The 26965-nt window shown below is 64.5% G+C and carries 22 protein-coding genes; 14 read left to right on the forward strand and 8 right to left on the reverse strand.

Features of this window, described 5'->3' with window-relative positions; all coding sequences use genetic code 11:
- Window positions 1–101: 101 nt before the first annotated feature.
- The 7 genes from LQD11_RS13260 to LQD11_RS13290 form a co-directional block, all read right to left on the reverse strand.
- Window positions 102–509, reverse strand: a complete 408-nt coding sequence (locus LQD11_RS13260; RefSeq protein WP_238617971.1) for a Na+/H+ antiporter subunit G — start codon at window positions 507–509, stop codon at window positions 102–104.
- A gap of 15 nt (window positions 510–524) precedes the next feature.
- On the reverse strand, window positions 525–794 hold the full coding sequence (locus LQD11_RS13265; RefSeq protein ID WP_008932162.1) for a K+/H+ antiporter subunit F: 270 nt from the start codon (window positions 792–794) through the stop codon (window positions 525–527).
- The gene (locus tag LQD11_RS13270; protein WP_200176429.1) at window positions 791–1309 is read right to left on the reverse strand and encodes a Na+/H+ antiporter subunit E; all 519 of its coding nucleotides are present in this window, start codon (window positions 1307–1309) and stop codon (window positions 791–793) included. Before LQD11_RS13270 ends, LQD11_RS13265 begins: the two co-directional genes overlap by 4 nt.
- 62 nt (window positions 1310–1371) lie before the next feature.
- Window positions 1372–2880 carry a monovalent cation/H+ antiporter subunit D gene (locus LQD11_RS13275; protein ID WP_008932160.1) on the reverse strand — a complete coding sequence of 503 codons (1509 nt, stop codon included), beginning with the start codon at window positions 2878–2880 and terminating at the stop codon, window positions 1372–1374.
- Window positions 2877–3230 (reverse strand): Na+/H+ antiporter subunit C, encoded by a 354-nt coding sequence (locus LQD11_RS13280; RefSeq protein ID WP_008932159.1) that lies wholly within the window; start codon window positions 3228–3230, stop codon window positions 2877–2879. The genes LQD11_RS13275 and LQD11_RS13280 overlap by 4 nt, the downstream gene beginning before the upstream one ends.
- An 18-nt stretch (window positions 3231–3248) precedes the next feature.
- Window positions 3249–6101: a monovalent cation/H+ antiporter subunit A gene (locus tag LQD11_RS13285; protein ID WP_238617972.1), complete on the reverse strand. Its 2853-nt coding sequence runs from the start codon at window positions 6099–6101 to the stop codon at window positions 3249–3251.
- A 172-nt stretch (window positions 6102–6273) separates the two neighbouring features.
- On the reverse strand, window positions 6274–6474 hold the full coding sequence (locus LQD11_RS13290; RefSeq protein WP_008932157.1) for a hypothetical protein: 201 nt from the start codon (window positions 6472–6474) through the stop codon (window positions 6274–6276).
- 77 nt (window positions 6475–6551) lie between these two features.
- Between LQD11_RS13290 and LQD11_RS13295 the strand changes: the two genes are divergently transcribed.
- Window positions 6552–6986 carry a DsrE family protein gene (locus tag LQD11_RS13295; RefSeq protein ID WP_008932156.1) on the forward strand — a complete coding sequence of 145 codons (435 nt, stop codon included), beginning with the start codon at window positions 6552–6554 and terminating at the stop codon, window positions 6984–6986.
- Between the two features lie 97 nt (window positions 6987–7083).
- Window positions 7084–9690 (forward strand): PAS domain-containing sensor histidine kinase, encoded by a 2607-nt coding sequence (locus LQD11_RS13300; protein ID WP_238617973.1) that lies wholly within the window; start codon window positions 7084–7086, stop codon window positions 9688–9690.
- Between the two features lie 21 nt (window positions 9691–9711).
- On the opposite strand, the gene LQD11_RS13305 is transcribed toward LQD11_RS13300, so the two are convergent.
- On the reverse strand, window positions 9712–10974 hold the full coding sequence (locus tag LQD11_RS13305) for a sensor domain-containing diguanylate cyclase (protein ID WP_238617974.1): 1263 nt from the start codon (window positions 10972–10974) through the stop codon (window positions 9712–9714).
- A gap of 210 nt (window positions 10975–11184) precedes the next feature.
- On the opposite strand from LQD11_RS13305, the gene acnD reads away from it, so the two are divergent.
- From acnD to LQD11_RS13365, 12 genes are all read left to right on the forward strand, one after another.
- Window positions 11185–13782, forward strand: a complete 2598-nt coding sequence (gene acnD / locus LQD11_RS13310; protein WP_238617995.1) for a Fe/S-dependent 2-methylisocitrate dehydratase AcnD — start codon at window positions 11185–11187, stop codon at window positions 13780–13782.
- A 90-nt stretch (window positions 13783–13872) separates the two neighbouring features.
- Window positions 13873–15054: a 2-methylaconitate cis-trans isomerase PrpF gene (gene prpF, locus LQD11_RS13315; protein ID WP_238617975.1), complete on the forward strand. Its 1182-nt coding sequence runs from the start codon at window positions 13873–13875 to the stop codon at window positions 15052–15054.
- A gap of 142 nt (window positions 15055–15196) precedes the next feature.
- Complete coding sequence (locus tag LQD11_RS13320; RefSeq protein WP_238617976.1) at window positions 15197–17959, forward strand: S9 family peptidase; 2763 nt, start codon at window positions 15197–15199, stop codon at window positions 17957–17959.
- 29 nt (window positions 17960–17988) lie between these two features.
- The gene (locus LQD11_RS13325) at window positions 17989–18306 is read left to right on the forward strand and encodes a c-type cytochrome (RefSeq protein ID WP_008932151.1); all 318 of its coding nucleotides are present in this window, start codon (window positions 17989–17991) and stop codon (window positions 18304–18306) included.
- 57 nt (window positions 18307–18363) lie between these two features.
- Entirely contained in the window at window positions 18364–18915 is a 552-nt protein-coding gene (gene hutX / locus LQD11_RS13330) for a heme utilization cystosolic carrier protein HutX (protein WP_238617977.1), read from the forward strand.
- Window positions 18912–19577 carry an SDR family oxidoreductase gene (locus LQD11_RS13335; protein WP_238617978.1) on the forward strand — a complete coding sequence of 222 codons (666 nt, stop codon included), beginning with the start codon at window positions 18912–18914 and terminating at the stop codon, window positions 19575–19577. The genes hutX and LQD11_RS13335 overlap by 4 nt, the downstream gene beginning before the upstream one ends.
- A gap of 176 nt (window positions 19578–19753) precedes the next feature.
- Complete coding sequence (locus tag LQD11_RS13340) at window positions 19754–21787, forward strand: TonB-dependent hemoglobin/transferrin/lactoferrin family receptor (protein WP_238617979.1); 2034 nt, start codon at window positions 19754–19756, stop codon at window positions 21785–21787.
- A gap of 55 nt (window positions 21788–21842) precedes the next feature.
- The gene (locus tag LQD11_RS13345) at window positions 21843–22724 is read left to right on the forward strand and encodes a heme/hemin ABC transporter substrate-binding protein (protein ID WP_238617980.1); all 882 of its coding nucleotides are present in this window, start codon (window positions 21843–21845) and stop codon (window positions 22722–22724) included.
- Entirely contained in the window at window positions 22721–23800 is a 1080-nt protein-coding gene (locus LQD11_RS13350; protein ID WP_238617981.1) for a FecCD family ABC transporter permease, read from the forward strand. The genes LQD11_RS13345 and LQD11_RS13350 overlap by 4 nt, the downstream gene beginning before the upstream one ends.
- Complete coding sequence (locus LQD11_RS13355; RefSeq protein WP_238617982.1) at window positions 23797–24624, forward strand: heme ABC transporter ATP-binding protein; 828 nt, start codon at window positions 23797–23799, stop codon at window positions 24622–24624. The genes LQD11_RS13350 and LQD11_RS13355 overlap by 4 nt, the downstream gene beginning before the upstream one ends.
- Complete coding sequence (locus LQD11_RS13360; RefSeq protein WP_238617983.1) at window positions 24621–25931, forward strand: radical SAM protein; 1311 nt, start codon at window positions 24621–24623, stop codon at window positions 25929–25931. Before LQD11_RS13355 ends, LQD11_RS13360 begins: the two co-directional genes overlap by 4 nt.
- A 151-nt stretch (window positions 25932–26082) precedes the next feature.
- Window positions 26083–26931, forward strand: a complete 849-nt coding sequence (locus LQD11_RS13365; protein ID WP_238617984.1) for an HDOD domain-containing protein — start codon at window positions 26083–26085, stop codon at window positions 26929–26931.
- The last annotated feature ends 34 nt before the right edge of the window (window positions 26932–26965 follow it).

The following is a 26965-nucleotide window of genomic DNA, read 5'->3' on the forward strand; positions in this document are numbered from 1 at the left end:
AAGCCCTGGACTCCCGCCTTCGCGGGAGTGACGGCATGGGGACTTCACGGGAAGTGACGGCATGGGGGCTTCATGAGGTCGACGGCATGAATGGTGTCGACTCAATCCTTCTTTTCGGCCTCCACATCCCCGGCCTGCCCAGCTGTCGAATCCGGTGGTGCGTCGTAGGTGCTCCAGCCGTAGGGACGGCCGGTGGGGGGCAGTTCCGGTTTTTTCTCCGGGTGCTGGTGCAGATAGGCCTTGGCCACGAAGTGAGCGGTCACCGGGGCGGTGAGGAACAGAAAGGCCGTGATCAGCACCTCATGGATGGATACCTTGCCCTCGATCCCCCAGAAATACAGCATGGAGGCCACCAACGCGCCGCCCACGCCCAGGGTGGTGGCCTTGGTGGGGGCGTGCAGACGGCTCATGAGATCCGGCAGCTTCACCAGTCCCACGGAACCCACGATGACGAAACACCCCCCCACCACGATCAGCAGGGAGATCACCAATTCAAGCCAGAATGCCATGGTCATGCCTCCCGATCACTCGATCACGTCGCCGCGCAGGACGAAGCGGCAATAGGCGACGGTGGAAATGAAACCGAACATGGCCAGCAACAGGGCCGCCTCGAAATACAGGGTGGTCTGCTGCTGGATGCCGTAGAGGATGATCAGGGCGATGGCATTGATCATCATGGTGTCCACCGCCAGTACCCGGTCCATCAAGGTCGGCCCCTGCACCAGGCGCCAGAGGTTGAGCATCAGCGCCAGGCAGACGGCAAAGAAGCCGAAGGTCAGTGCATAACCGATCATGGGAAGATCTCCTTGAGCCGGGCTTCGTAGCGGGTCTTCATCTGCATCACCGCCTCCTCCGCGTCCGGTGCGTCCAGGCAGTGCACCAGCAGGCTGCGGCCATCGGCGGACAGGTCGCTGCTGACGGTGCCGGGGGTCATGGAGATGGTGCCGGCCAGGACGGTAATGGCCTCCGGGGACTTCAGGTCCAGGGGCACGGTCACCCAGCGGGTCTTGAGGCTTTCCGGGGGATGGAACAGGATCAGGCGGGCCACGATGACATTGGCCACGACCACGTCCCAGGCCACCAGGAGCATGAAGGACAGGGCCTTGCCGTAGGCCCGGATGGGGGGGCGTTCCGGCCAGAAGCTGCTGGTGATGATGGGGATGACCACGCCCAGGATGAGGCCCATGACCAGACCGCCCACGGTGAAGCTGTTGAGCAGCAGCATCCACAGGAGCACCAGGGTCAGGGTCATCAGGGGGTGGGGCAGCCACCGCTCCCAGAATGTCCGTTTGTGCCGTTTGTCTGCCATCGGGCGGATACCTGTCTAGATGATACGGTAAGGATTTTGATGGGTCCGGCGGCGCTGGTGCGCTAGTCCAGCACGGCGCCGATGTAGGCGCGCGTCTCGAACAGCTGCGCCGCCGTCGCGTCCAGGTAGCCCGTCACCGGTCCGGCAAAGACCGTCAGGAATACCAGTGACGCCAGCAGCAGGCCGACGGCCACGAATGACAACGCGCCCGATTCCGGTGCCCCGTCGGTCTCCAGGCGCCCCTCCACCGCGGCACTCTTCCAGAACAGGGTGCTCCCGCCCCGGCCGAAACCGATGATGGCCAGCAGGGAGGTCACCAGGATCAGGGACCAGATCCAGATCACGGCGTCGCTGTCCCGGGCCGCGTCCAGGATCAGCAGCTTGCCCAGAAAACCCGCCAGGGGCGGCATGCCCACCATGGCGATGGCCGCAAGGAAGAACCCGCCGGCAATCAGTCCGGCCTGGGCGAAGGTGGGCGCCACCACCAGATCATCCCCCAGCCCCGGACGCCGGTCCACCACCAACCCGACGATAAGGAACAGGGTCGCCGCCGCCAGAGTGGAATGGAGCAGGTAGTACAGGCCCGCCGACAGGGCCTCGGGGGTGAACAGGGACACCGCCGTGAGCAGGGTGCCCATGGAGCCGATGACGCCGAAGCTGACCATCTGGCCCAGACTGCGGGAGGCCAGCACACCCACCATGCCCACCACCAGGGTGACCAGGGCCGCCGGCAACAGCCAGTCGGCGGCGATGCCCGCCGCCTCCCCCGCCCCGTCACCGAAGACCAGGGTATACATGCGGATGATGGAATAGGCACCCACCTTGGTCATGATGGCGAACAGCGCGGCCACCGGCGCCGGCGCCAGGGCGTAGGTGCCCGGCAGCCAGAACTGCACCGGCACCAGGGCGGCCTTGACGCCGAACACCAGCAGCAGCAACAGGGCGCCGGTCTGCAGCAAGGCCTGTTCGGAGGCGCCCACTTCCGGCACCCGCAGGGCCAGATCCGCCATGTTGAGGGTGCCGGTGACGCCGTAGATCAGGCCGATGGCCACCAGGAAGACCGACGAACCCACCAGGTTGACCACCACGTATTGCACTCCCGCCCGCATCCTGGCCGGGCCGCCGCCATGGACCATCAGGCCGTAGGAGGCAATCAGCAGAATCTCGAAGAACACGAACAGGTTGAACAGGTCGCCGGTGAGAAAGGCACCGTTGATGCCCATCAGCTGCAACTGGAACAGGGCATGAAAGTGTCGCCCGTGTCGGTCCCAGCCGTCGATGGCATAGAGCACCACCACCAGCCCGAGCACCGCCGTGAGCACCAGCATCAGCGCCGAGAGCTGGTCCAGCACCAGGACGATACCGAACGGCATGGGCCAGTTGCCCAGGGCATACATCTGGGTCTGACCGTCGGCGGCCATGCCCATGAGGATGCCGCCCAGCAGCAGCATGATCACCGCCGAGGCCACGGAGAAGACCCGCGCCAGGACGATGTCGTGACGCACCGCCAGCACGATCATGGGTGCCACCACCGCCGGCACCAGGATGGGAAGAATGATCCAGTGATTCATGAGTGATCCGCCTTCTCGCTACCCTCGGACCGGCTCAGGTCCACGTGATCGCTGTCGCTCTCCAGATAGGCCCGCAGGGCCATGGCCACCACCACCGCCGTCATGCCAAAGGAAATGACGATGGCGGTCAGCACCAGGGCCTGGGGCAAGGGATCCGCATAGCCCAGGGCCTCGTCACTGATGACCGGGGGCAGATTGACCGACAGCCGCCCCATGGCAAACAGGAAGAAGTTCACGGCATAGGTGAGCAGGGTCAGACCCAGGATCACCGGGTAGGTCCTGGCCCGCAATAACAGGTAGACCCCGGCGGCGGTCAGCACGCCCACGGAACTGGCAACGATGAATTCCATACGCTCGTTCTCTCTTGATCAGCGGGACCGCACCGAGGACACCGGGGCAGACGGGTCCACATCCATGGGGCCTTCATTATCGGGCCGGTGACTGGACAGGCTGCCCAGGCGGGACAGGTTCGCCAGCGCCAGCATCACGCCCCCGACCACGGTGAGGAAGACACCGATGTCGAAGGGCAACGCACTGGCCACCTCCACTTCCCCGATCAGGGGCAGGTGGACATGGGTATGGGCCGAGGTGAGGAAGGGGTAATCCCACAGCATGGCAACGATGCCGGTGGCCCCGGCCACCAGCACCCCGACGCCGATCATGGCGTCATAGTCCACTCGCACCTGACGGGCGGTCCATTGGAAGCCGCTGGCCATGTACTGCATGATCAGGGCGATGGAAACCACCAGGCCGCCGATGAAGCCGCCGCCCGGCATATTGTGCCCCCGCAGCATGATGTACAGGCCCACCATCAGCGCCAGCGGCAGCATCAACCGGGTGGCCACCACCATCATCATGGGATGCCGATCCGCCGACTGGGGCTGATCCGGCATCCAGGCCGCCAGCCGGGCACCGGCACGGCCCCGAACCGCCCCTTCCAACAGGGCGTAGATGGCCAGGGCCGCGATGCCCAGCACGATGATCTCGCCGAAGGTGTCAAAGCCGCGGAAGTCCACCAGGATCACGTTTACCACGTTGGTGCCACCGCCGCCGGGCACGGATTCGTCCAGGAAGAAGGTGGAAATACTGGTGAAGTCGCGGGTGATCACCGCCCAGCACAGGGCACCCACGCCCAGACCCGCCAGGGCGGCGATGATGCCGTCGCGCACCTTGCGCGCCCCGTCGCTCTCGGCGGGCGTCTGCTTGGGCAGGAAGTACAGGGCCAGCAGGATCAGGATGGTGGTCACCACTTCCACCGAGATCTGGGTCAGGGCCAGGTCCGGCGCGGAGAAGTACAAAAAGCCCACCGAGACGATCAGACCGGCCACGCTCACCGCCACCAGGGCCAGCAAACGCTGGCGGTGCAGCAGCAGGGCGACGGCGCAGACCCCCAGCAACAGGATCCAGGCGATCACGGCCACCGGCGTGGCCGGCAGCAGTTCGCGGCTACCGACGCCGTGGGAAGCATTCATGAAGGCGGCAAACCCCAGCACCACGAAACCGCCGACCATGAAAGCCAGATAGCGCTGCAGAGAGCCGTTATGCAGGCTCAGGATGGCCCACTGGGCGGCACGGACCAGGGCGGCCATGCCGGTATCGAACATGCCCTTGGCGTCGGGGTGAGGTCCGGCCTGCCAGCGGGCGCGCACCAAGGTGTAGCGCCAGATCAGGAACAGACCACCCGCCAGTGCCGCCATGGACATGAACAGGGCCGGGGTCAGGCCGTGCCAGATGGACAGGTAAAAATCCGGCAGGGGTGCGCCGGTGACCGCCGTCGCCGTGACGCGCACCAGCGGACCGGCCAGGGCCTCCGGGAACAGCCCGATGAGGATCACCAGGGACACCAGGAAGGCCGGCGGCAGCCAGAATCCCGCCGGCGGATCGTAGGGAGTGTGGGGATAATCGTCCCGCTTCGGCCCCAGGAAGACATGGGCGATATAGCGGAAGGAATAGGCCACGGAGAACAGGGCGCCCAGGGTGGCGGCCAGGGGGATGATCCAGCCCTGCCCGGCCCAGGTGGCATGCACCGCCTCTTCCAGCATCATTTCCTTGGAGAGGAACCCGTTGAGCAACGGCACCCCGGCCATGGAGGCCGCGGCCACCATGCCCAGGGTGGCGGTAATGGGCATCAGGGTCATCAATCCGCCCAGGCGTTTGATGTCACGGGTACCGGCCTCATGATCGACGATGCCGGCGTTCATGAACAGGGCGGCCTTGAAGGTGGCGTGATTGAGGATATGGAACACCCCGGCCACGGCCGCCATGGGCGTGGCCAGGCCGAAGAGCATGGTGACGAGTCCCAGGTGGCTCACGGTGGAGTAGGCCAACAGGCCCTTGAGGTCATCCTTGAACAGGGCGATGCCCGCGGCCAGCACCATGGTGAAGAGCCCGGTGGTGGTCACCAGATAGAACCAGGCATCGGTGCCCGCCAGCACCGGCCACATCCGGGCCAGCAGGAAGATCCCCGCCTTGACCATGGTGGCCGAGTGCAGGTAGGCGGACACCGGCGTGGGCGCGGCCATGGCATGGGGCAGCCAGAAATGGAACGGGAACTGGGCGCTCTTGGTGAAGCAGCCGATCAGGATCAGGATCAGGGCCGGCAGATACAGGGGGGAGGCCTGGATCAGTTCGGCGTTCTGCAGGATCACCGTCAGGTCATAGGAGCCGACGATGTTGCCCAGGATGAGCATGCCGGCAATCATGGCCAGACCACCGCCCCCGGTCACGGCCAGGGCCATGCGCGCCCCCTGGCGCCCTTCCGGCAGATGCTTCCAGTAGCCGATGAGCAGGAAGGACGACAGGCTGGTCAGTTCCCAGAAAATCAGCAGCAGCAGGATGTTGTCCGACAGCACGATACCCACCATGGCGCCCTGGAACAGCAGCAGGTAGGTATAGAAGTTGCCCATGGGGTCTTTCTCGGACAGATAGAACCGGGCGTAGATGATGATCAGAAGGCCGATGCCCAGGATCAGGCTGGCGAACAGGAAACCCAGGCCGTCGAGAAAGAAATTGACGTTCAGTCCCAGCTGGGGAAGCCATTGCCAGCCCACCTGCACGATCTCGCCGCGAAACACGGCCGGGGCATGGGACATGAGCAGGCCGAAGGCCAGCAGGGTGACCGAGCCGGTGGCGATGGCGCAGGCATTGCGTCCGGCGCGGATCATCAGCGCAGGCAGCAGCGCGCCGAGGAAAGGCAATATGACGATCAACGCAAGGTTCATTGGGTCACCCGAATTGAGGGACGTGCACGACAAACCGTCGCCGTGAACACCAGGGTGTCCGGCACGGAAATGTCCTCGATCATAATTTAGGTTGGAAGGGGCAGCCGCCCCGGCCCGGCCGGTAACTTTACCCAATCAGGATCGGGGAAACCAGCCCGAAAACTCGGGTTTTTCAAACCTGCCCAAAGAGATGCCACAACAGGAACCCGCCATACACCCCCAGGAGCACCAGGCTCAGGATGGTGATGGGACGCACCCCCTTCTGCTCCGGCACCGGTAGTCCCTGGGCCTGCAGGCGCCGGTGCTGAAGCCAGCGTTTCAGGCGCCACCAGGCAAACAGAATCAGGATCAGCAGGGTCAGAAACTTGAGCATGCGACGCGTGGCCCTCGCAATATTAGTAGTGAGTGATATACTTCAGGGGCCATTTCCAACAAGGAGTACCGCTTACCATGAAGCACCTGAAGACTGGATTGATCGCCCTGGTGATGCTGCTGGCCCTAGCGCCCCTGGCCCAGCTCGCCGCTGCCGAAGACAACCGCGTTCTGGTGACCGTCAACAGCGGTGAACCCCAGACCCAGGCCATGGCCATGATCCTGACCCGCCAGCTGGTGGAACGGGGCGCCACGGTACAGGTTCTGCTGTGCGACCAGGGCGGCGTGATGGGGACCAAGGCCTATGACGGCCCGGTGATGAAAGGCCCCGATGCCACCGCGCAGCAGATCATGCGCGGCGTGATGCAGGCCGGCGCCAAGGTCAGTGTCTGCGCCCTGTTCCTGCCCAACAGCGACTTCACCCGGGATGATCTCATTGACGGCGTGGATGTGGCCACCCCCCCGCAGATGGGTGAGTTCATGATCCACGGGACCCGTTTCCTGAACTTCTGACATCACGCTCTGGCAATTCCTGCCGGCCCACTCGTTTCCGGGTGGGCTTTTTTATGGCACCATGGCGAGTTTTTACCGCCTCAAAGGTGCCGCCCGGATGGTTAGGAGACTGTCCGCCCTGATCTGTCTTGCCGTCCTCCAGCTGTCTCCGGTCACCGCGCCGGCACACCCCGGTGATGCCGCCATCGACCCATACCAGATCGAGTACGCCGCCGACGCCGATTCGGGCAACCTCCGCACACAGTACCAGGACAGCCCGTTGCCCGGCCTGGCGGCCGCCGCCGGCACCTTCATCCTGCTGATGATGATCCTGGTGATGGTCAACCGGCATCTGCATGAGCAGCGCGCCCTGCTTCGGCAAAGCGAGTATCGCTACCGTTCCGTGGTTGATGCCCTGTCGGAAGGGGTCGTGCTGCTGGATCGGGACGGCCGGATCACCACCAGTAATCCCGCCGCGGAGCGGATACTCGGTCTGAGCGCCGGGATGCTGAGCGGGATTTCCGTCACGGACCCTGACTGGAACGCCGTTCACGACGACGGCCGCCCTTACCGCGGCGAGGAGATGCCGGGCCTGGTCACCCTGCGCACCGCCCAACCCCTGCGTGAAGTGGAAATGGGACTGCGCCGGACAACCGGCGAAGTCACCTGGCTGCTGGTCAATACACAGCCGTTGTTCCAGTGCGGTGAAGACACCCCCCATGCGACCGTGGTCAGTTTTACCGACATCACCGACCGACGCCGCTCGGAAACGGCGCTCCGGGAACGGGAAAACCGCCTGTCCACCCTGGTTTCCTCCATGCGCGAGTTGCTGTTCGTACTGGACGAGGAAGGCCGCTACCTGGATTACCACGCCCCGGACAAGCATGACCTCCTGGTCCCGCCGGAACGGTTCCTGGGTCAGCATTTTTCCTCATCGTTGCCGGCCGAGGTCGCCCAGGTCATACAGGAGGCCATTGACCGTGTGCGCGCCACCGGACAACCAAGCCGGTGCGATTATCGACTGGATCTGCCCGGCGCGGGAACACGGGACTTCAGCGCCGACATCGTCCCCCTGGTCAGGCACCAGGGTCATCCCTCGGGATTCCTGGGCGTGGTACGGGATGTCACCGAGGAACGGCGGATGGAACAGCAGCTGCGCATTGCCGCCACCGCCTTCGAGGCCATGGAAGGCATGTTCGTGACGGACCGGCATGGCGTGATCCTGCAGGTCAACACCGCGTTTACCCGCATCACCGGCTACAGCGCCGAGGATGCCGTCGGTCGCAATCCGAACCTGTTGCGCTCAGGACTGCACGATGACGCCTTCTATCGGCAGATCTGGGACAGTATCGGGCAACACGGTAGCTGGCAGGGAGAAATCTGGAACCGCCGCAAGGACGGCTCGCTCTACCCCCAGGAGCTACTCATCACCGCCGTCAAGGACCGGCACGCGCAGGTCACCCACTATGTCGCCACGCTGCGGGATATCACCCAGCGCGTGGCCAATCGGGAGGCCCTGCTGGAAGCCAAGAATCAGGCCGAAGCCGCCAACCGTGCCAAGAGTGAATTCCTGGCCAGCATGAGCCACGAACTGCGCACGCCGCTGAACGCCATCCTGGGATTTGCCCAACTGCTGGATATCGATGATTCACGCCCGGACGAGGACCAGGACAACATCCGCCAGATCCACAAGGCCGGCCGGCACCTGCTGACGATCATCAACGACCTGATCGACCTGGCCAGGATCGATACCGGCCAGCTGACCCTGAGCATCGAGGCGGTCCCGCTCGGATCCGTCCTGAAAGAAAGCCTGGAATTCGTTTCCGGGCTGGCCACCGAGCGCCGGGTACGCATTCACCTTCCAGCGGACTTGCGGGAAGAGATGCTGGTCAAGGCCGACTACACCCGCCTGCGCCAGGCCCTGATCAACCTGCTCAGCAATGCCGTCAAGTACAATCACCCTCAAGGATGGGTGCATGTCACCCTCGAACATCCCGATGCATGGATGATCCGCGTCTGCGTCACCGACAGTGGCCCGGGCATTCCGGCGCATAAGCAGGAACGCCTGTTTGTCCCCTTTGATCGCCTGGGTATCGAGTGCAAGCATGTGGAGGGAACGGGCATCGGCTTGATCATCACGCGGCGGCTCGTGGAAGCCATGGCAGGCCGGATCGGGTTCAGTAGCCGGGAGGGTGAGGGCAGCACGTTCTGGCTGGACCTGCCATTGGCGGATGCCGGCTCGCAGCCTTCCCTGCTCCCGCTCCCCGACACCCAACCATCCGGCATCCCCGCGGGGCCGGCGGAAACCACGCCGCACAGTGATGGGGACAGGGGACCCGTGACCACGGACCATGTCACCGTCCTCTACGTGGAGGACAACCCGGCCAGCAGACGCCTCATGGAACGGGTGCTCGGCCATCACGACCGTTTTGCGCTGATGTTGGCAGAGGACGCGGAAACCGGCATCGCCCTGGCCAGGCGGCAACCTCCCGCCATTGTGCTGATGGACATCAATCTGCCGGGCATGACCGGCTATGAGGCCCTGGAAGCCCTCAAGTCATGGCCCGAAACCGCCCATATCCCCGTGGTGGCGATTTCCGCCAACGCCATGAAGGGTGATCAGGAACGGGGGCGGCAAGCCGGGTTTGCCCACTATCTGACCAAGCCGCTGGACATCCCGAAGCTGATGGAAGTCCTGGAGCAACTGACTTCGGGTTCCAGCTGACCGTTCCCCGAAAAGCCCCCATCAGTCATCCGGTGCCGATCTGACACAGTCACGTCCCGCCTCCTTGGCGGCATACAGGGCATCGTCCGCCCTTCTGAGCAAGGTCTTGCGGGTATCCCCCTCGCGATAGCAGGCCACGCCGAAGCTCAGGGTGACATGCCCCACAGTCGGATGGGCATGGCGGCCGATGCCCGCCCTGACCCGCTCCGCCAGTTCCACCGCATCCCGCAGATGTGTCTTGGGCACCAGAATCAGGAATTCCTCACCGCCCCAGCGGATGGCTGAATCCGAACGCCTGACCAGATCCTGCAGCAGCTGCCCCACCCGTGACAGCACCTGGTCCCCTACCCCGTGGCCATGCTGATCGTTGATGGCCTTGAAGTGGTCGATATCGGCCATGATGATGCTGAAGCCCTCGGCGTAACGCCCTGCCCGATACCACTCCCGCTCCAGCAACTGTTCACCGAAGCTGCGATTGGGCAGGCCGGTCAGCAGGTCGATGGTGGCCATCCGGCGCAGGGTCTGCTCCATGCGCACCCGCTCGCTGATGTCCTTGCCCGTACTCATGTAATGAGTGATCTCGCCGTACTCGTCCCGGACCGGCGTGATGGTCTGCTCCAGATGGAACAGACTGCCGTCCCTGGCCTTGTTGACGAAGGTGGCGCGAAAAGGCTGACCGGAGTCCAGGGTGTCCCATAATTGCTTGTAAAATGCTCCGTCGTGATGGCCGGATTTCAGGATGGCGGGGGTCTTGCCGATCACGTCCTCTCGACGGTAGCCGGTCTGCTTCTCGAAGGCACGATTCACATACACGATGGTGCCGTTCCGGTCCGTCATCACCACCTGATCCGAATTGGCCTCCAGGGCATTGGCCATCAGGTTGCGCTCGTATTCAGCACGGACCTTCTCCGTCAGGTCCCGCTGCACGGAGACGAAATGGGTGATCAGTCCCTTGTCGTCCCGGATGGGCGAGATATTCCACTCTACGTAATAGCAGCTGCCGTCCTTGCGGTAATTGACCGTATTGCCGATGAAGAACTCGCCTGCCTTCAGGCATCGGCGCAGCCGTTCGATGGTATCAAGGTCGGTACGCGGCCCCTGCAGGATGCGCGGTGTCTTGCCGATGAGTTCCTGGCACGTGTAACCCGTCATGTCGCAGAAGGCCTGATTCACGAACAAAATCCGTGGCCCGGGCATTTCCAGCAGGGCATCGGTGACCACCACGGCATTGAACGATTGTTCAATCGCCGCCTTGAGCATCTGGTCGGACAAGGTCAGGGCCATTCGGCGCTCCGGTTATTCGGTCCACGGGGAAGTGAGTACACGGATTCCCGTAGCCGCCATGATACCCGATCACACCCCTCTCACCATGTACCGGCATCCGACAAACGCTACCGTCAAGCATGCCGCGATCACTGTATAATCGCCCTTCTCACGGTTGAGGGCCTTGTCTTCTCCGGTTCAGCCTCAAGGATTTCAAGCGAGTTGCCAATGATGAACACTGAATACCGCAAAAACCTGCCAGGAACAGCGCTGGATTATTTCGACACCCGCGCCGCCGTCGAGGCCATCCAGCCCGGTGCCTACGACACGCTCCCCTATACCGCCCGCGTCCTGGCGGAAAACCTGGTGCGCCGCTGCGAGCCCGAAGGACTCACCGACGCACTCAGGCAGATCATCGAGCGCAAGCGTGAACTGGACTTCCCCTGGTTCCCCGCCCGTGTGGTCTGCCACGACATCCTGGGCCAGACCGCCCTGGTGGACCTGGCCGGTCTGCGGGACGCCATCGCCGAAAAAGGCGGCGACCCGGCCAAGATCAACCCGGTGGTGCCCACCCAGCTGATCGTGGATCACTCCCTGGCGGTGGAACACGGCGGCTTTGAAGCCGACGCCTTCGAGAAGAACCGGGCCATCGAGGACCGCCGCAACGAAGACCGCTTCCACTTCATCAACTGGACCAAGCAGGCCTTCCGCAATGTGGACGTCATCCCCCCCGGCAACGGCATCATGCACCAGATCAATCTGGAAAAGATGTCGCCAGTGATCCAGGTCCGCGACGGCGTGGCCTTCCCGGACACCTGCGTGGGTACCGACAGCCATACCCCCATGGTGGATGCCCTGGGCGTGATCTCCGTGGGCGTGGGCGGCCTGGAGGCCGAAAGCGTGATGCTGGGCCGGGCCTCCATGATGCGCCTGCCCGACATCGTCGGCGTGGAACTCACCGGCACACTCAAGCCGGGCATCACCGGCACCGACATGGTGCTGGCCCTGACCGCCTTCCTGCGTCGGGAGCGGGTGGTGGGCGCCTATCTGGAATTCTTTGGCGAGGGTGCCGATGCCCTCACCGTGGGCGATCGGGCCACCATCGCCAACATGACGCCGGAATACGGCGCCACCGCCGCCATGTTCTACATCGACGGCCAGACCATCGATTACCTCAAGCTCACCGGCCGCGACGACGCCCAGGTGGCCCTGGTGGAGACCTACGCCAAGACGGCCGGCCTGTGGGCCGACAGCCTCAAGGGCGCCGAATACGAGCGGGTGCTGCGTTTTGACCTGTCCGCCGTGGAACGCACCCTGGCCGGTCCCTCCAACCCCCATGCCCAGCTGCCCACCCGGGAACTGGCCAGCCGCGGCATTGCCGGGGCCTGGACCGAGGAGCCGGGCAAGATGCCCGACGGGGCCGTGATCATCGCCGCCATCACCAGCTGCACCAACACCTCCAACCCGCGCAACATGGTGGCGGCGGGCCTGATCGCCCGCAATGCCAACCGGCTGGGCCTGACCCGCAAGCCCTGGGTCAAGTCCTCCCTGGCCCCCGGCTCCAAGACGGTGAAGATGTACCTGGAAGCAGCCGGCCTGCTGCCGGAACTGGAGCAGCTGGGCTTTGGCGTGGTGGCGTTCGCCTGCACCACCTGCAACGGCATGTCCGGCGCGCTGGACCCGAAGATCCAGCAGGAGATCATCGACCGCGACCTCTACGCCACTGCCGTGCTCTCCGGCAACCGCAATTTCGACGGCCGCATTCACCCCTATGCCAAGCAGGCCTTCCTGGCCTCCCCGCCCCTGGTGGTGGCCTATGCCATCGCCGGGACCATCCGCTTCGACATCGAGAAGGATGTGCTGGGACACGATGCCGACGGCAATCCCGTCACCCTCAAGGATATCTGGCCCAGCGACGAGGAAATCGACGCCATCGTGCGTGCCAGCGTCAAGCCCGAGCAGTTCCGGGAGGTCTACATCCCCATGTTCGAGGCCCGGGACCAGGGCACCGAGACCGTCAGCCCCCTCTACAATTGGCGTCCCATGAGTACCTACATCCGCCGCCCTCCCTACTGGGAGGGCGCCCTGGCCGGTGAGCGCACCCTCAAGGGCATGCGCCCGCTGGCGGTGCTGGGTGACAACATCACCACCGACCACCTGTCGCCGTCCAACGCTATTCTGGCCAGCAGTGCCGCCGGGGAATACCTGGCGAAAATGGGTCTGCCGGAGGAAGACTTCAATTCCTACGCCACCCATCGCGGGGACCACCTGACCGCCCAGCGGGCCACCTTTGCCAACCCCAAACTGCTCAACGAGATGGTGCGGGATGAAAACGGCCAGGTGAAGCAGGGCTCCCTGGCCCGGATCGAGCCGGAAGGCCAGGTGACCCGCATGTGGGAGGCCATCGAGACCTACATGGCCCGCCGGCAGCCCCTGATCATCATCGCCGGTGCCGACTACGGTCAGGGTTCCTCCCGCGACTGGGCGGCCAAGGGCGTGCGTCTGGCAGGGGTGGAGGCCATCGTTGCCGAGGGCTTTGAGCGCATCCATCGCACCAACCTGATCGGCATGGGCGTGCTGCCGCTGGAATTCCAGCCGGGCACCAACCGCAACACCCTGGCCCTCGACGGCACCGAAACCTATGATGTGATCGGTGAGCGCAAGCCGCGCACCACCCTCACCCTGGTGATCCATCGCCGCAACGGTGAGCGGGTGGACGTGCCGGTGACCTGCCGGCTGGATACGGCGGAAGAGGTCTCCATCTACGATGCCGGTGGTGTCCTGCAGCGTTTTGCCCAGGACTTCCTGGAGGCGGAAAACGCCGCCTGAGCCACTGCAGGCCCCTCTCCCCTTGCGGGAGAGGGGTGTTCACCCATCCAAAGCCCTGAGTTGTTGCCAGGATTTCCAGGAGACATCTTCGTGAGCCACAAACCCCAGATCAGGATCCCCGCCACCTACATGCGCGGCGGCACCAGCAAGGGCGTGTTCTTCAACCTGACCGACCTGCCCGAGGCCGCTCAGGTCCCGGGACCAGCCCGGGACGCCCTGCTGCTGCGGGTGATCGGCAGCCCCGACCCCTACGGCAAACAGATCGACGGCATGGGCGGCGCCACCTCCAGCACCAGCAAGACCGTGATTCTGTCTAAAAGCACCCGCCCGGATCACGACGTGGACTACCTGTTCGGCCAGGTCTCCATCGACACGGCCTTCGTGGACTGGAGCGGCAACTGCGGCAACCTCACCGCCGCCGTGGGGGCCTTCGGCATCAGCGCCGGTCTGGTGGACCCCGGCCGCATCCCCGACAACGGCATCGCCACGGTGCGCATCTGGCAGGCCAACATCGGCAAGACCATCATCGCCCACATACCCATCACCGACGGCGCGGTACAGGAAACCGGCGACTTCGAACTGGACGGGGTCACCTTCCCCGCCGCCGAGGTGCAGATCGAGTTCATGGAACCGGCGGATGACACCGGCGGCTCCATGTTCCCCACCGGCAATCTGGTGGACGATCTGGATGTCCCCGGCCTGGGCACCCTGAAGGCCACCATGATCAATGCCGGCATCCCCACCATCTTCGTCAACGCCGAGGACATCGGCTATACCGGCACCGAACTGCAGGAGGCCATCAACGGGGACGCCGAGGCGCTGGAGCGATTCGAGACCCTGCGTGCCCACGGCGCCCTGCGCATGGGCCTGATCAGCGACCTGAAAGAGGCCGCCCAGCGCCAGCACACCCCGAAGGTGGCCTTCGTCGCCGGGCCGAAGGATTACGTGTCTTCCAGCGGCAAGCCCGTCCGGGCGGAGGATGTGGACCTGCTGGTGCGCGCCCTGTCCATGGGCAAGCTGCATCATGCCATGATGGGTACGGCCGCCGTGGCCATCGGTACCGCGGCGGCCATCCCCGGTACCCTGGTGAATCTGGCGGCCGGCGGCGGTGAGCGCACGGCGGTGCGTTTCGGCCATCCCTCCGGCACCCTGCGGGTGGGTGCACAAGCCCGTTGCGAGAACGGCGAATGGACGGTGACCAAGGCCATCATGAGCCGTAGCGCCCGGGTACTGATGGAAGGCTGGGTCAGGATTCCCGCGGACAGTACCTGATCTCCCGGCGGCTGGACCGGCTCCCCGATGATGCAAAACGCCCCGGCCTCGTCCGGGGCTTTTTGTCGAACTCGATCCATTATTGCGAATAATTATCGTTTGTGTTTTCATGTCGACAAAATACCGACAGGATTCACAGACCATGGACAGACAGCCACCCTCGCCTGCTGCCGTAAAGATCGTGTCCGCTGCCCGAGTCATCATGCTCGTCCTGCTCTGCCTGACGCCGTTCCCGCTTCTTTCAGGCACGGAGGCCAAACAGCCCCTGACCCCCGATGACTACCATCTTTGGCATACCATCGCCAATGCCGGCCTGTCGGCCGACGGCCTGTGGTTCTTCCATAACCAGGTTGGCATGGTTCGAGGCGAATCCCTGACCCAGGTCTCAAGTACGGTCGATCCGGATCGGCAGTTCCGGTTCGAGCACGCCTTCGGCCATGGCTTTTCGCCGGATGGACAGTGGTTCTTCTTCCGTGCCCAGACGGTGGCCGGCAAGAGTATCCAGGACACGCCGCCCCATGAGACCCGTCTGGGCGCACTGCGGCTGGATACGGGTGCCGTCACCTTCTTTTCCGGCGTGATCAGCCATGAAATCTCGCCCGACGGGCGATTCCTGGCGGTTCGACGGACCATGCCGGAGAATGAAACGGCCCACGACGGGGAATTACTGCTCCACGACCTGTCACGATCACAGTCGATCCATCTCCCGGGGGTTCAGGAACACCGGTTCAGCACCGGGTCCGACCATCTGGCAATGACGATCAGGACGCCCGACTCCCATGAAGTGGTGATCCTGAATCCGGCCACGGGCAACCGTCGTACCCTGGACCAGCATCCCGGAGGCCATTTCCATCTGAGCTGGAGCCCCGATGGTCAGCGTCTTTCCGTGTTCCGCGCAGCTGACGGCAAGCCTCGGGAGCCGCTGGCCGCCCTGGTGTTCGAACAGCTGGATTCCCGGCCGGTACGTCACGTCCTGACACCCCCCCGGGGCGAGGATGAAGCCGCCACGCTGGCCTTCGCCCAGGGACGCTGGCCTCGATGGTCGGACGATGGCCTGCGCCTGTTCTTTCCCATGACACCGCTCCAGTCCGCTGACGGGACAGATTCGGAGGCTGAAACCGCCCTCCCCCCCAGCACCGTGCGGATCTGGCACTGGCGCGATGATCCTATCCAGCCCTACCGGCAGAAGAAGGGAGATGACCGCGCCATTCCCCATCTCTGGGCAGTCTGGCATCTGCGGGATGGGCGTTTTTTTGCCCTGGCCGATGAACCGGGCCTGAGCCTGGAACTGGTCCGGGGTCAGCATCACGCGGTACTCCATGATCCCAGGCCCTACCAGCCCCAATTGTGGGATCAGTGGAACGACATCCATCTGGTGGATGTGCATGGCGGCGAGCGGACCCTGGTGCTTGAGCGCTATGAGTCGGTGAGCAGTTCACCACAGGGCCGCTACCTGCTGTACTTCTCCGGCGAGGACTGGTGGACCTACGACATTCACACCGGCCGGTACGCCAATCTGACGGCGACGGTGGAGAGTCGTTTCAATGACTTCACCCAGGTGAACGGACGCACCATCGACCGCCCCTTCGGTCATGGCCAATGGGCCGACGGAGATGCCTGGGTGCTGCTGTATGATCAGCATGATGTCTATCTGGCCCAGCCGGACGGCGAACACATCCAGCGCCTCACCCAGGGCGCGGAGCACGGCATCCGCTACCGTCAGGCCATCCTGGACCGCCTGCGGCCCAGCCTGGACCCGGAAGGTCCCGTCCATCTGGAAATGTTCGGCCTGCGCACCAAGGATACCGGGTATGCGCGCTGGCATCGCGGCACCCTGGACACCCTGATTCATGGCCCCATGCAGGTGGATCAGCTTCAGTACGCGGCCGCCACCGATCAGTATGTCTATCGCTTACAGACCGCGGTCGACTCGCCGGACTACTTCCTCACCGACAGCGACTTTGTCCGGCATCATCGCCTCACCCGCACCAATCCTCAGCAGGCACGGTTTCACTGGGCCGGTGATGAACTGGTCCGGTTCAGGACCGAGAAGGGAGAGCCGCTGGAGGCCCGGCTGCTCTACCCCGCCGACTACGAACCGGGCCGACAGTATCCCATGATCGTGCACATTTATGAGCAACGCTCGGATACCCTGCATGAATACACCCTGCCCCGCCACAATCATGCCTTCAATGCCCGTCGCTTGTCCTCGGAGGGTTATTTCGTCCTGGAACCGGACATTCACTACGAGTTGGGCCGGCCCGGAGAGTCCGCCCTGGAGAGCGTGGTGCCCGCGGTCAAGGCGGTCCTGGAAAGTGGCCGGGTGGATCCCGCCCGCATCGGACTGGTGGGACATTCCTGGGGCGGCTACCAGGTCAGCTACATCATCACCCAGACCGATCTGTTTGCCGCCGCCGTTGCCGGCGCCCCCATCACCAACCTGATCAGCAAATACAATTCCATCTACTGGCGCACCGGCATTCCGGAACATCTCATCTTCGAAACCGGTCAGGCGCGGCTGCCCAGACCCTTCTGGGAGGATCTCGGCAGCTACGTGGCCAACTCCCCGGTCTTCAATGCCCAAGGCATCGACACGCCCTTGCTGGTCATGTTCGGCACCGAAGACGAGTCGGTGGCCTTCAATCAGGGGGTGGAGATCTACAACACCCTGCGCCGGATGGGAAAACCCATCGTCATGCTGGCCTACGAAGGAGAAGGACACAACCTGCGACGCCGGGAAAATCAGCTGGATTACTCCAGCCGGGTGTCCCAATGGCACGAACATTGGCTCAAGGGCGAAGAACCGGGCAGCTGGATCATCCAGGGTCTGCCCCTGGTGCAGTATTCGGCCATCGGTGGCATCGCGGGTCGTGCATTTCGTGAAGACATAAATGATAATCATTAGCCCTTTTATTCAATAGTCGAGGTCAAGACATGCTGCGCAAGCACGGATCATCCCTGGGAACCATGTGCCTGCTCCTGATGGCCACCGCCTCCCCCGCACTGGCGGACATGGACATCGCCAACCAGAGCGGGTGCATGGCCTGTCATCAGATCGACGGCCAGGCCATCGGCCCCAGCTACAAGGAGGTGGCCGCCCGCTACCGGGGTGATGCCGGCGCCGTCGACAAGCTCACCGGCAAGGTGCGTGACGGCGGGGTGGGCAACTGGGGCCAGATTCCCATGCCCCCAAACGCCTGGGTGGGCGAGGACAATATCCGCATGCTGGTGAAGTGGGTACTCAGTCATTGATTCACCCGCCCCCCGGGGCCTTTCATCCTTTCATCCCGACACTGGAGGACCACTCCCATGGCATCAGCCATCCACGAGACCGTCACCGACCTGGAGCAGGTACGCCAACAACTGGCCCAATCGGCGGACGGGATTCTTGAAGACATGGCCCGGCAGGCCCGCTGCTCCATGCGGGACATCATCCACTGCCTGCCCCGATCCCTGTGGACCGAGGTACGCGGTAGACACTTCATCAACGTCATGCATGCCCTCTCCGACTGGGGCGATCTGGTCACCGTGATCCATAACCAGGACGTCATCCTGGAATTCAAGGGTCCGATCCCCCGCGGCAAGACCGGCCATGGTTTCTTCAACCTGCACGGCGGCACCGGCCTGTCCGGTCATCTGCGCCCGGAGCGTTGCGCTCATATCGTCTTCGTCAGGCGTCCCTTCATGGGCATGGAGACCGCCTCAATCCAGTTTTTCAACGAGACGGGCGAGTGCATGTTCAAGGTCTTCCTCGGACGTGATGAACAGCGGCAGTTGCGCCGGGACCAGTTGGATCTGTTCGAGCGCCTGCAAAAGGCCCTGCTGCATCTGGATCAGGCCGACCAGGAGGCCTGCGCATGACCCCCGTCCTCATCTTCGGTGCCAGCCGCGGGGTCGGTCTGGCGCTGGCCCGGCTGCTCCGGCGGGATGACATCCCGGTACTGGCCATGGTTCGCCCGCGCACGGACGCCCTGCCACTGCTGGAGATCGGTGCCGACATCATGCCCGGTGACGTCCTCGAACCCGGTGATGTGAAACGGGCCTTCGATGCGCTGGATGATCAGGGCATCGTGGTTTCCACGGTATCGGGCCGGACCGAAGACGGCCGTTTCGTGGACGACGACGGCAACCGGATCATTGTCGATGCCGCCGCTGCCCGAGGGGTGCGGCACTGCATTCTGGTGACCGCCATCGGCTGCGGCGAGATGATGCCGTTCCGCTCGGCACGGGCCATCGCCGCCTTCGGGGATGTGGTGGATGCCAAGACCCGTGCGGAAGCCCATCTCAAGGCTTCCGGCGTGCCCTTTACCCTCATTCGTCCCGGCGGTCTGGGCGATGAACCGGCCACCGGCCGGGGCATGCTGTCGGAAAACCCCGCCATTCACGGCTTCATTCAGCGGGCGGACGTGGCGCTGCTGATCCGGCAGGTGATGTCCGACCCCGGCGCCCTCGGCAAGGCCTATGCGGCCGTGGACAGGGATCGCGCCCGGATCGATCCGATCCCGGCAACCGGGACGGGATGACGCCCTTGACTTGCAAATAATAATCAATATCATTTCACCATTCGTGTTTCCCATCACGGAAACACCTGAGTCCACTTGCAGCTCAGCCCGCCACCGACCCCTGTCGGCAAGCCAGCCAGGCCGCCTTTTCAAGCTTGGGACGGAGTGCGCCCACTTCGTCGGGTTCTGGAGGTTTCATGACGCGTCAGCGCCTGTGCATGCTCACCGCGGCCATCGCCGCCGCCCTTTCCGGCACGGCCCACGGGGCCGATCCGGCCGGGGATCCTCTTTATGCCTCGGTGACCCTGCCCACCCTGCTCATTGAATCCACCCGCATGCCGGCACCGGTGGAGCAGGTCAACGCCCCGGTGGCGGTGCGTGACCGTGAGTCCATGGATCGGGACCAGGCCGCCAACCTGGCGGACATCATGCGCATGCTGCCCGGCGTCGGCATCGGCGGCGGTACCCGTGCCATCGCCATGGAACCGGTGATCCGGGGGCTGAGCGGAGAACGGGTCGTGATCCGGGTGGACAATGCGCGCCAGAATTTCGGCGCCGGCCACAAGGGCAGAATCTTTCTGGACCCCCTGCTGCTGGAACAGGTGGAAGTGCTCAGGGGACCGGCCTCCACCCTGTATGGTTCGGGTGCCCTGGGCGGCGTGGTGAATTTCCGCACCCAGGATGCCGACAGCTTCCTGGGGCCGGATGTCGATGCCGGCGGCCGGGTGAGCGCCGGCTACCAGAGCCAGGGGGATCAGTCCCTGTTCTCGGCCACCGCCGCGGGACGGGGAGAACGCCTGTCCCTGCTGGCCAACGTGCTCAAGCGGGAGCAGTCCGACCTGAAAGACGGGAACGGTGACACCATCCTGTACACCGGCGACGAGATCGTGTCCGGCCTGCTCAAGGGCACCCTGACCCCGGCACCGGGGCACCGTCTGACCCTCAGTCTGCAGGCCTTTCGGGATGATCACGAAATCCCCTCCAATGCCAACAGTACCGGCACCGGCGCCGGCAGCACCGCCATCATCGTCGACCGGCGCACGGACAATCGGACCCAGACCCTGCGCTACCAACTGCATCCCGATGACAGCCGCTGGCTGGATCTGGATGCCACCCTCTACGGTAATCAGGTGGAACTGGACGAAACCCGCACCGACACCGGCCGCAACGATGTCACCCAACTCAATACCCTGGGGTTGGACCTGACCAACACCCTGCGGTTTGAAACCGGCCCGGTGGATCATCTGGTGGTCGTGGGTCTGGAACATTACCAGGATCGCCAAAAAGGGGAGCGGGATGGCGAGAGCCGTCCCATGTATCCCGATGCCCGCCAGGCGGTCACCGGAATCTTCCTGGTGGATCGCCTGCTCATCACGGACCGGTTGGAGATCGCCCCCGGCCTGCGGTATGACCATTTCAGCAAGGACGCCGACGACCACGACCGACTGACCGAATCCGAATGGTCGGGGCAGATCAGTGCCACCTATACCCTGACTCCGGGCTGGGAACTGTTCGCCGGCTATTCCGAGGCCTTCCGCGCCCCCTCGCTCACCAACCTGTACGTGGGCGGCATCCACTTCGGCAACAACCGGTTCGAGCCCAATCCGGACCTGCGACCGGAAAAGGCGCGCAACAAGGAACTGGGCCTGACCCACCATGCACGGGGCCTGTTCCATCCCGAGGACCGGTTGCGGGCAAGACTGTCGGTGTACCAGAACGACGTGGAGGACTTCATCGACCAGATCGTGGAGCTGGAGATGCCGGCCTTCGGTCCTCCCATCCCCGGTGGCCGCACCTACTTCGAGAACGTGAATGATGCCCGCCTGCGGGGACAGGAACTGGAGATTCATTACACCCATCCGGATCACTTCATCACCGTGAGCGCCGCCCGGCAGCGGGGAGACAACCGCACCGAAGGCGGCCCCCTGTCCGGCATTCCCGCCGATAACCTGGCGCTGGAAGGGGGCGTGCATGTCATGCAGGGTCGGCTCACCCTGGGTGGCCGCGTGACCCATGCCTGGTCCCAGGACCGGGTACCGGACGACGCGGACACCGCCGACAGCTACACCCTCACCGATATCTTTCTGACCCTGCGACCTGGCGCGGACCGGGACCGGATGCGGGTGGATTTCGGCATCGACAACCTCACCGACAAGACCTACCGCCCTCACCTGTCATCCATGAACGACCCGGGGCGCAACGTGAAGATCCAGGCCAGCTATCGCTTCTGACATCAAGGAGACCCTGCCATGAACCCGCTGAACACCCGCAGCGACCGAGGTCGACATGCACCGTCGTGAACTGCTGCGCCTGATGGGCGTCATGGCCCTCGCCGGTCTGCCTACCGGCCTGTGGGCCATGCAGCACCGTGCCGATGACGGACTGAGTGAGGGGCACCGCCTCATCACCATCGGTGGCGGACTGACGGAGACCGTCTTCGCCCTGGGGGCCGGCGACCGGATCGTGGGTACCGACAGCACCAGCACCTACCCGGTGGCCGCCGAGGCCCTGCCCAGGGTGGGCTACCAGCACACCCTCACCATCGAGAGCCTGCTGGCCCTGCGGCCCCACGCCCTGATCCATGACGGCAGCGCCGGACCCGAAGGCACGCTGACCCGGGCCCGGGAGGCCGGCGTACGGATACTGACCGTCCCCGGGGAACCGAGCCTGGAAGGGTTCAGGGCCAGGGTACGGACCCTGGGACAATGGCTGGACGCCACGGAAACCGCCCGGCGGGTCATCGACGATGTGGACCAGGACCTGGCCCGGGCCAGGGATCTGCAGGCGGGATTTCCCCGCCCGCCCGCCGTGGTGGCCCTGATGGCCCATGGCCAGGGCAATGCGGTGGCCGCGGGCCGGGACACCAAGGCGGATGCCCTGATCCGCCTGGCCGGCGGACGCAATGTCTTCACCGACTTTGCCGGCTATCGGCCCGTGTCCCGGGAAGGCGTCATGGCCAAACGCCCCGATGCCCTGGTGATCACCGGGGCGGCGGCGGCGGACTTCGGCGGCATGCTGGGGCGGGTACCGCAATATGTGGGCGACACCCTGTTCCTACTGGGGTTCGGCCCGAGGCTGGGCGAGGCCGTGCTCACGGTCACCCGTTTCCTGGGGGGTGATTCACGCACCCGCCGGGACGCCCGCTTCACCGATATCCCATACGCATGAGCACGGTGGCTTCCCAAATCCCCGCCACCGGGACCCTCTCGGCGCCCGGCTCCCGCTCGGCCCGTGCCCGCTGGGTGGTGATCGCCCTGATACCGGCGGTCCTCGCCGCCGCTCTACTGGGACTGACCACCGGGGCGGTGGAGGTGAGTCCGGCGGAAGTCCTGTGGGTATTGACCGGACACCTGGATGACCCGTTCCTGCGGGAAGTCATTCTCAACCTGCGCCTGCCCCGGGTGCTGGTGGCCATCACCGTGGGTGCCGCCTTGGCCGTGAGCGGGGTGGCCCTGCAGGGCCTGTTCAGGAACCCGCTGGCCGACCCGGGCCTGATCGGCGTATCCGCCGGCGCGGCCCTGGGGGCGGTCAGCGTGATCGTGCTGGGCACCACCGTGCTGGCCCCGCTGGTCATGGCCCTGGGCGTGTTCACCCTGCCGCTGGCGGCGTTTGCCGGTGGTCTGGGGACCACCTGGCTGGTCTACCGGCTGGCCAGTCACGGCGGGCATACCTCGGTGGCCACCCTGCTGCTGGGCGGTATCGCCATCAATGCCATTGCCGGCGCCGCCACCGGCATGCTGGTGTACATGGCCGACGACCAGCAACTGCGTACCCTCACCTTCTGGAACATGGGTTCGCTGGCTCACGCCGGCTGGACCCTGTGGGCCGTCAGCGCGGGACTGGTCCTGCTGGCCCTGGCCTGCATGCCCCTGGTGGCCCGCGCCCTCAACGGCCTCATGCTGGGGGAGTCCGTGGCCACCCATCTGGGCTTTCCCGTGCACCGGATCAAGACCCTGGTGGTGGTCACGGCCGCCTTGGCGGTGGGTGCCTCCGTGGCCATTGCCGGCATCATCGGTTTCGTCGGGCTGGTGGTGCCCCATCTGCTGCGCCTGACCATCGGCCCGGACCACCGTTATCTGCTGCCGGCCTCGGCCCTGGGGGGCGCCCTGCTGCTCCTGCTGGCCGATGCCCTCGCCCGCATCATCGTCGCCCCCGCGGAGCTGCCCATCGGGCTGCTCACATCCCTGCTGGGGGGACCATTTTTCCTCTGGCTGCTGCTGCGGCAAAAAGGGAGGCTCGGATGAACACACAGGCCCTGGCAAAAGTGTCCAATCTGGTGGTGGAACGGGGGGGACGGTACCTGCTGGATCAGGCCAACCTGGAGGCCCACCCAGGCAGCGTGCATGTGCTGGTGGGTCCCAACGGTGCCGGCAAGAGCACCTTGCTGTCGGTGATGGCCGGTGATCTGCGGCCCAGCAGCGGCGAGGTCACCTGGTGTGGACAGACACTGGACCAATGGTGTCCCCATGCCTTGGCCCGCTGCCGGGCGGTACTGCCCCAGGAAACCGTGGTCACGTTCCCGCTCACCGCCTGGGAAGTGGCGGAGATGGGGCGGCTGCCCCATCGCACCCCGGAACGGGACGCCAGAATCGTCCGCGAGGCCCTGGACCGGGCCGGCGTATGGCACCTATCGGGCCGGGAATACCGCAGTCTTTCCGGCGGGGAACGCCAACGGGTGCAGATGGCCCGGGTACTGGCCCAGGTCCACGACACGGGACCGGACCAACCGGGCCTGCTGTTGCTGGACGAACCCACTTCGGCCCTGGACGTCAGGCATCAGCTGCGGCTCATGGAACTGCTGCGGGTGGACGCCGCCCGGGGTCGAACCATCCTGGTGGTGCTGCACGACCTGAATCTGGCCGCCGCCTACGCGGACCATATCACCGTGCTCAAGGACGGCAAGGTGGTGGCCAGCGGCACGCCGGCACAGGTCATGCGCGCCGAAACCATCACCCACGCATGGGGCGTGGAATGCCTGGTGGAAAGGGACAGTCTCACGGGATGCCCCTGGGTCCGCATGCGCTACGGCCTGGGTTGCGCCACCGCTCACCGGGAGCATGCCGCATGACCACCATCGCCACCGACATGCCCGGTCTGTCCATGCCTGCCTTCAGCGAGGATCTGCCCTACCCCCGGCGCAAGCGCAGCCATCATGACGCCATCATGCCGCTGCAGCCCCTGTGCGAGGGCACCGCGACCCTGGGTGAACACCTGCTGAACCGGACGGCGGACTCGCGCCCCAGGGCCATTTACCTGCACATCCCGTTCTGTCGCCGGATCTGCCATTTCTGCAACATGCGCCGGATGAAGGGCAGCCCCGAGTCCCGCTATGCCGATCTGCTGATCCGGGAAATGGAAGCCGTCACCAGGATCCCCTATGTCCGGGACGGCATCTATGGCGCCGTGTATTTCGGTGGCGGCACCCCCAGCACCCTGTCCACGCCCGACCTGCAGCGGATCCTGCAGGCACTCAGGACACATTTTCAACTGACGGATGACGTGGAAATCACCCTGGAAAGCAGCCTCTCCGACCTGGATGAAGACAAGCTGAGGGCGGTCATGGCGGAAGGCATCAACCGTCTCAGTCTGGGCGTGCAGACCTTCCATGACCGTGGCCGGCGCCTGCTGGGTCGGTTGGGTGACGGGGAATGGGTCAAGGCGCACATCCGGCGTTTCCGCGCCCTGGGGCTGGACAACCTGGGCATGGACCTGATCTACCACTACCCCATGCAGAGCGACGGGGAACTGGCCCACGACCTTGCCGCCATCGCCGAGTTGGATCTGGCGGGTTTTTCCCTGTATTCCCTGATGATCCGGGAAAAGAGCCGCCTGGCCCATGAACACATGGCCCATGCCACCCAGACTCCGCAGACCCTGGCCCGGGAATGGCAACTGTTTTCACGGATTCTGGCAGCCGGTCAACGGCAGGGATTCGAGAGTCTGGAACTGACCAAGATGGTCAGGCCCGGCAGGGATCGTTACCGGTATGTGGCATTGCGCTACCAGGGCGGCGACACCCTGCCGCTGGGGGCCGGCGCCGGCGGGCGACTGGCCGGCATGATGCTCATGAACCCCTTGTCCCTGGAGGCTTATGCCCAGAGTTTGGAGAGGGTCACCGATCGCGAGGGCATGACCACCCGTCCGCCCTATGATGCCCTGTATCGATTCATCGGCACCATCCAGTTCGGCCATGTGACGCCGGACACGGTGCCGGAAGCGGCACATGCGGACCTGCTGGCGCGCTGCGAGCAACGGGTGGATCAAGCGCTCCTCACCCCCCTCGGGGACGGTCGTTACTCCCTGACGCCGAAGGGTATTTTCTGGGGCAACAACCTGGCGGCGGAACTGGCCGGCTGCGTGATGGAACAACTTTGAGCACCGGCTCGGGCCTGCAAAACGCTGCGGGCCGACCACCCCGGCTGGTACTTCCGGGTCCATCATCCCCGAGAATGGTCATTGATTTCCGTGGATCTCCAGATCCATCATTGCCGATTCATCACCAGCAAATGGATCGTGGGACCGCTGTATGGACCAAGGAAAAGCCGTCAAAGACTTCGAAATACCGGCACGCCCCGACATTCTGACGGAAATCCAACGGCTACGAAGTCTTCCCGACGTGGCCCTCAACCAGTTTGCGGATCTCATTGCCAGGGACGTAGGGCTGTCGGCCGGCGTACTGAAAATGGTGAACTCCCCCCTGTTCGGCCGAAGCAGACAGATTACCGACATTCATAACGCGGTGGCCCTGCTGGGTATCCATTCCATCACCCAGCTGGTCGCATCCCAGAAGCTGCGTCAATCCATCACCGGCAGAGCCTGCATATCCCTGGAAAAGTTCTGGGACACAGCCACCCAGACCGCGCAAACCATGCTGCTGCTGAGAAACCATCTCAATCTGCATCGAACCTGTCCCGCCGATGATGCCTACAGCTTTGGTCTGTTTCGTGACTGCGGTATCCCCATCATGGCCATCAAGTATCCTGATTATCGGTCCGTACTCATGGCGGCCAATCAGAATCCTGACCGGGTTTTCACGGAGGTGGAAGAAGATCACTACCCGACCAACCACGCGGTGATCGGCTACTACGTGGCCAGCTCATGGAACCTTCCTCAGACCATGACCCAGCTGATCCTCAGGCATCACGATCCGTCATTTCTGGACGACCGGCAAGTCGGCCGCTCCCAGAAGGACCTCTATGCCATCAGCAAACTGGCCGCCAATATCCTGAGCCAGGTGAAGCAGGGCAGCGATGACTGTGAATGGCCGGCCGTCAGCATCCGTGTACTGGATCATCTGGGTCTGACCGAGTACGACCATGATGTCCTGCAGGCGGACCTTTCCGAAGAGCTGATCCTGCGGCACGGCATCTGCTGATCCATCGCGGCGCCGACCGGCCTTGCCGGAGGGG

This window comes from Ectothiorhodospira shaposhnikovii, from assembly GCF_022227765.1.
Lineage (GTDB): Bacteria > Pseudomonadota > Gammaproteobacteria > Ectothiorhodospirales > Ectothiorhodospiraceae > Ectothiorhodospira.